The following is a 6,546-nucleotide window of genomic DNA, read 5'->3' on the forward strand; positions in this document are numbered from 1 at the left end:
CCTTTTTATTATTCACACCACTTTGGATACAATACTCAAATTGATTCTTTGATTGAGGATAAATTGCACTACTCACATCAAATAGGATGGTGGTATTCTTTATCACCTCATATTCTTTATTTAAAAGCGAAACATACTCATCCTCGAGCATACCATAAATTAAGGGTTTGGGACAGTGCCGAGGCCTTTGTTTGGTATCCGCATAACTTAAACCGTTACTTGTACCAAGCCACACTATTCCTCTAGAATCAATCAACATATTCCCAATAAGAGATATCGTAGATGGCAATCCATCATTAGTTGTAAAAAGGGTAATATCATTCCCCTTTTTTCTATAAACACCCTTACTCCCATTAATCCATAAATCGCCCCCCTTATCCTTTACTACTGAAACGACCCCCTTCTCAGTATATGCCCCTATGTTCAGGCGTTCAATTTCTCCATCATGATATTTTATCAGACCAATTGAACTTCCAATAAATAAACTATCACCATCAACTTCAATATCGGTGGTCCAAAACTCTTTACCCTTCATAAAATCAGCTTCAATACTGATATTCCTTATACTATCATCTTCTCTTGTATATTGGTATAAATAAGTTCCTGACTTAGCTCCAGAAATAATCAAATCCGTCCCATTAAAATATTCTACATCAAACACAAGACGTTCTCCTCCAAATTGCTGTAAATATGATTTCTGATTCCCATTTAAAAGATCAAGCTTAAATAATTCAGAATTACTGACGGCCCATGCTTCATGTTTTGAATTAATGACAATGTCCGTCACTTCCATATCCGACAACTTGAAATGAAACATTAGTTTGTGATTTTTATAACAATCAACCTCTCCTTTCTCATTCCCTATAAGAATCAAATTATTCCAAATACCAAACGTAGTCGAATTGTTTGTTTTTAATTCTAGATAAGTCTCTACACTGTAGTCTGGATTAACCCGATATACATCTTTACCGTTTAAGAAGTAGACATGTTTCCCATCCTTAACGATATCATTCACATAATCTGTATTGCTATTGAGAAGCTGTGTCGAAAAGAATTCCTTTTCCAAAAGGACAACTCCGGAGTTGGTGGCAGCCCAAATACTTCCAAGGGGATCCCTGTACATATTATTGACGGTGAATGAAGGAAAGCCACCAACAGGATAAATTCTAAATTGTGGTTGTAGGCAAATTTCTATTAAACCCTGAAACCAAGTACCTACCAAAAAGCGATCATTTTTTATAGGAGTAATAGAGGAAGCAATAATATAAGGATCGAGCAGTTTTTTCTCTATAACACGACCTTCAGAAGCGCACTTATAATCCATTAAACCTTTCGACGTTCCCAAAAGAAACTCATTACTTCTATATAAGAATAAAGAATGAACAATGAAATCAGACTCTTTATTTATCTCTTTAAAGGAATTCGTCTCCTCATTTAATCTATAAAACCAACCTTTTTGAGAGACAACTAAAATCTGGCCATGATCCAACTCAACAAATTGATAAGAACGAACAAACGACGTCGTTTTATTTTTCTCATTCATCTTATACTTGTGCAGCTTTCCTTCGGTATAACAAAACACGTCTGAATGATCGGCTATCCAAATTCGATTCTTACTATCCTCAAAAATATTCTTAGGAAACTGCGGATAAGTATCCCCATTATTACAATCGATAAATAGCTCTAAGTAATTAGCCTCTTTTCCATGGATCAGCTTATAAATAGCATCATCAGAAATAACCAGAATTGTACGGTCCTTAAGAACAGAAAAAGCTTTAAAAAAGGTTGAGTTGCCTTCAGGGGGATATATAATATGAAATTTGTTATGAATAAGCGCATACAAACCATTGTCTGTGGCGAAATGAGGTATCCCATATCCATCAGTCACAATATCTTTAACCAACTCTTCGGGTAGATCATTCCCTTTATTATATTGGCTCAGACTAAAAAGTGTACGTTGAGCTATTGAAGACACTACGGATAGAGAAAGTATCAATAGGCAAATAAGCGTTATCCGACGTAGGAGTGAATTCATTTAAGCCATATATTTAATAGTGTTACCAGCTAAAATAAGAATAAAACTTTTCATAAAAAAATATTTCAATTAAATACAGACATAACGATCTTTTTCTTCGCAAGCGTTATAGTAACTTTGCTATCAATTATTTGACAGTCATTCCTATTTATCGGAAATTTTCATTAAGGCAGCTTTCAAGTAGTTTAAATGGATAAGCAATAAATTGATTCAAAGAAGTCTGATATTGCTTCTTATATAGATTCCAATTTACACCTGTATTCGCTTTTTATAAAAAAAAACCTTCGAGCTTAAGTTGACACTTAGCTTGAAGGTGAATTATTCAATAATAAAGCTTAATTAACCTGCGAATAGATGTGCTGACAGCTCAGTAATAGGCAATCGCAATCATTTTATGCATATAGGTAATATTTTTAGTCATCATATACATTCAAGCTTGAATGCTCAAAATAGATAATTTTGCTATTCTAAATGATTAGCTAACCTGTTCTTCATACTTTTCAGATTTAGCATGTACCACATCTAATTCATTGCGAAGAAGCAATTTAGCATTTGAAAGACCGATTATCCTTCGTTTATCAAATTTCTCATTCAAGTCGGCATTTTGTTTACCTAAGCCCTTAAATGTACTGGCTAAAGAATAAAACATCTTCATGACTTGTGCCACAATCAAACCTATGGTGTTCAATATTAGAAGACCTAACAGCTTCACTAACGAATAATCTTGCAAATTCAAGTCTTCTCGATTAACACTTGTAACATTTAATTCGGCTTCCTCTCCTTGCTTAATGTAAGAAAGAAACTCTTTATAATTTGCTTCTTGCATGGCATCTATTATTAAATTATAATTTTTCAAACAAAATACATCTTCAACCCCTGCATCATAGTACAAATTTAAAACCACTTCATCTTCTACCTTAAATAAAAGTCTCAATTTATCAATCGGACAATATGTTATACCAAATTTTGAGTGAATATGATTTTCCAATAAGCTATCGCCCACAGGGGTTTTGTTTTGCGTTATAAAGCGGAAGGTTCTTGCCACAAGTCGATCATCTATGATATCACAAACCAAGTAACCAACTTTAATATGACATACTAGAATGGGCAGTAAAAGATTCCCCTTATAAATCTCAAAAGCTTTTATATGTCTTAGACTAAAACTCAATATATCGTTCAGTGCTTGTTGATCGAAAATATCCAAACGTTCTTGAATTTGATTTAAAGCATGGGTCTGAATGTACAAATTCAACTCACTTTTATTTCCTGAATAATGAGATTCAAGTTTCTCTTTGGAAATTTTCAGCCAATTAATACCACTAGAAATTTGTGGGTTGGGCACCTTATAGACTGATCGAAAAGCGCGATGTATCATCATAGACTCTTGCCTTGCCCAATATATTGATAGCACAGGCGTAAGAGTCATATTTAAGTTACCTTGCCCATCGCTGTGTAGCATTTTAAATGAATAGCATTGCTTACGAATATCGTTCAAACGAGAGATCAGCATAAAAAAACAAGCCGTATACATATTGGGAACAGACTTCAGCAAAGATGCACCCTCTAGAATCGGTATAGCGAAGTTTTCTTTCAAATAACGGGTACGTTTTCTGCTCTTAATCCCATGATATAAGACATGATAAAAGGCCGCCAATATATTATAGTCTAGCAAGGCAATCTCTTTCCCTTCGTGACTTATCCTAAACTTGTGAATAATTTGATGATACTCCTCGCCTATGCTTTTTAGATCTGAATCGCTGATGGCATTTTCTGGTGCTCTTTTAGGTGAACGAACATACCAAAGTAAACCAAAAATTAGTTGCTTCTCCTCTTGACTTAAAAGGTGTACCGGTGATGATTCAAATAGATGAGTTTCGAGAACACGTGATAAGCGTTTCTCAAAATACTGAAAGGCATCAAAAGACTCAAGCTCTTGAATCCCTACAATCTCTTTATGTAGTGTTTGCCTTCTCATCACCCTGTTAAGTATTATACCTACTTCTACTTACTGCTGCACTTATTTTACTTAAGTTTAAATAAGTAAGCACATGTAAATTATAACATTAATTTATAACTAACAAGTTTCATAACGATTAATTCACGAAAAACATGACATTAGTCACTAATTAGGGCTCGCCTGAACATTAAAAGAACCCTTTTGTCACAAAAGACAAGATGAAGCCTTGACACAGAAAAACCATTTTATTTTAAATAATATAAGTTACATGAGGGTTAAAACTTTTATATTTAGATCAAAAAAATGAGTCAATAGTTAATCTATTGACTCATTTTATGCTCCCTTAATCAGAATGTAAGTTAAACGATTCCTCTGATCTTAGTTTGCTTTTTGTTTAACTCTAATGAGCTTGCTGGTATCATAACCTCTATTCTTTATTCTCGCTAACAAATCACTATACAAGCTTTCTTCCATTATGGGTTGACGAGAGAGAATCCATAGGTAATTATCAGACTGACTACCAACAACTGCCCACTGGTAATCTTCATCTAATTCAAAAACAAGATAGTCGCTATAGAAAATCCAAAAGAATGACACCCTTAACTTCGAAGCTTCCATAGGGTTTGGAATCTTAGCTTTGCCAATAGCTTCAGACTTTTCTCCATCAAGAGTCTCCTTATAGGCACTATTCACGACTTTTATCATTCCATCTTCTCGGTATGAATAGGTTGCCTTTACACCAACCAAGTCTCTTTCAAAACGATGATCAAAACGGGCAATCTCATACCACGAACCCAAATACCGATCGATATCAAAGTCTTTCACCACTGTTTTATCTGTCGTCGTATCTTGAGCTTTGCATGAACACAATGATAACACAAAGACAATAAGCAAGCTTATATTTTTTCCCATTCTTCAATTCCTCCTTCAATTTCATTAAATAAAGGATGTATTTCAACACATCCTAAAAACAACAGTTCAGCGTATTTTATCTCATCCCTTAAACGTAATTTCTTAAGAAGATGTTCCTTTTCGAATTCGATTTGCCCCTTATTAAGTTCTATCCTTTTAATCAACTCAACGTTCTCATATTTACGATTATCAAACTTATAGCCTCTTAAATTAGCTTCCTGCCAGACAATACTTAGGTAATAATGAATTGATCCTATGGGATCATTTGACTTTTTAAATCGATCAAGTTGTGGGTGATTATTATAAGCTTTTGTTTGACCCTCCAATACATTTTTAGCCAATAGAGTTTCTCTCCAGAGTGCTACAAGCCCTTTAACATCAAGATGTTTTGGATGTAAAGACCAAATTCTCATTCTCGTTTATTTTAAGTAGTGACCTAAAGTTATTAAAATAATTAAGTATACCGCCCTATTCACTAATCAACTTAAATACTAGCCTTGCAGTATCTTAGAAACAAGGTTTAGACTGTATCCTTACGATTGCTTACAGCTAGCTCTTTGAGCATATGTAGTTTTCAGATATAAAAGCTTATTTTTGAATAAGACTTAACAGACCTCAAATAACTGAAAAGAAAAACCACCATGAAATTCAAATTACTCTTACTCCTGCTTTTACCGGTCACTCTTTTGCAGGCACAGCTTCTAAAACCACTACCCGACAATCTTAATAAACGCATTTTGATTGCCCACCCTACAGCTGGAAATATTGAAATCTTATCAACTCTATCAGACAAAGGCTTGCTTGATCTGGATTCAATCCAATTAATTGGTTTATACCATAGCGGTGAGCAATATGCGTATATAAAATCTCAAACAGTACTGGATACGCTAACTTCACTAAATATGTATCTGGTAGAACTAAAGGATAGCTTATATGCCAATCAGCTATACCAGGAAAATGAGGTCAGCGATGAATTTAAGGAACTCTTTACTAATAGCGATGCGATCTTTTTCTTTGGTGGGCCAGATATACCAGCTAAGCTTTATAATCAAGTGCAGGATTCATTAACTAAGGTATATGATCCTTATCGTCATTATTTCGAGGCTTCTTTCATCTTTCATCTATTGGGAGGTTTTCAAGATAAAAGCTATAAGGCTTTACTAAAACAAAAGCCCAATTACCTGATACATGGTATCTGCCTGGGCATGCAAAGCATGAATATAGCCACAGGTGGCAGCTTAATTCAGGATATCCCATCAGAAATATACAATGGCGTGGAAAGTGAAGGTCTGGCTAAACTGGGACAAAATGAGATTCACAGAAACTATTACAGACAAATGCCCGAGAATGAAGCGCTAGAACTATCTGGCTTCCATTTCCACCAGATTAACTTCAAAGGGTCTTTCTTTTCGAAACTAACGGGCATAAGGAAAAAGGACAGTCCACTGGTTAATTCCTACCACCATCAGGCCATTGAGAAGCTGGGGAAAGGCTTTAGGGTTTCGGCCTTATCTGCCGATGGAAAGATTATTGAAGCCATTTACCACAAGAAATATCCAAATGTCTTTGGTGTTCAATTCCATCCTGAACGATCTGGTTTCTATAAGCCTAAGGATAAAGTCCAATTCACACCTCAAGGTGA

Annotated in this window: 5 protein-coding genes; 1 reads left to right on the top strand and 4 read right to left on the bottom strand. The window is 34.8% G+C overall.

Translation table 11 applies throughout. The features are described from left to right. The 4 genes from ABY905_RS12470 to ABY905_RS12485 form a co-directional block, all read right to left on the bottom strand. Positions 1–2,035 (bottom strand): hypothetical protein (locus ABY905_RS12470; RefSeq protein ID WP_372644376.1); only part of this gene is annotated, 2,035 nt, incomplete at its 3' end. Between the two features lie 475 nt (positions 2,036–2,510). Then, positions 2,511–4,010 (bottom strand): hypothetical protein, encoded by a 1,500-nt coding sequence (locus ABY905_RS12475; protein WP_372644378.1) that lies wholly within the window; start codon positions 4,008–4,010, stop codon positions 2,511–2,513. A gap of 360 nt (positions 4,011–4,370) precedes the next feature. Next, the gene (locus ABY905_RS12480) at positions 4,371–4,904 is read right to left on the bottom strand and encodes a lipocalin family protein (RefSeq protein WP_372644379.1); all 534 of its coding nucleotides are present in this window, start codon (positions 4,902–4,904) and stop codon (positions 4,371–4,373) included. Then, entirely contained in the window at positions 4,889–5,317 is a 429-nt protein-coding gene (locus tag ABY905_RS12485) for a pyrimidine dimer DNA glycosylase/endonuclease V (RefSeq protein ID WP_372644380.1), read from the bottom strand. Before ABY905_RS12485 ends, ABY905_RS12480 begins: the two co-directional genes overlap by 16 nt. 228 nt (positions 5,318–5,545) lie before the next feature. Here ABY905_RS12485 and ABY905_RS12490 point away from each other — a divergent pair. Beyond that, positions 5,546–6,546, top strand: a 1,001-nt coding sequence (locus ABY905_RS12490; protein WP_372644382.1) for a gamma-glutamyl-gamma-aminobutyrate hydrolase family protein, incomplete at its 3' end; no start/stop codon positions are given.

It is taken from the genome of Ancylomarina sp., assembly GCF_041555295.1.
In the GTDB taxonomy this organism is placed as follows: Bacteria; Bacteroidota; Bacteroidia; order Bacteroidales; family Marinifilaceae; genus Ancylomarina.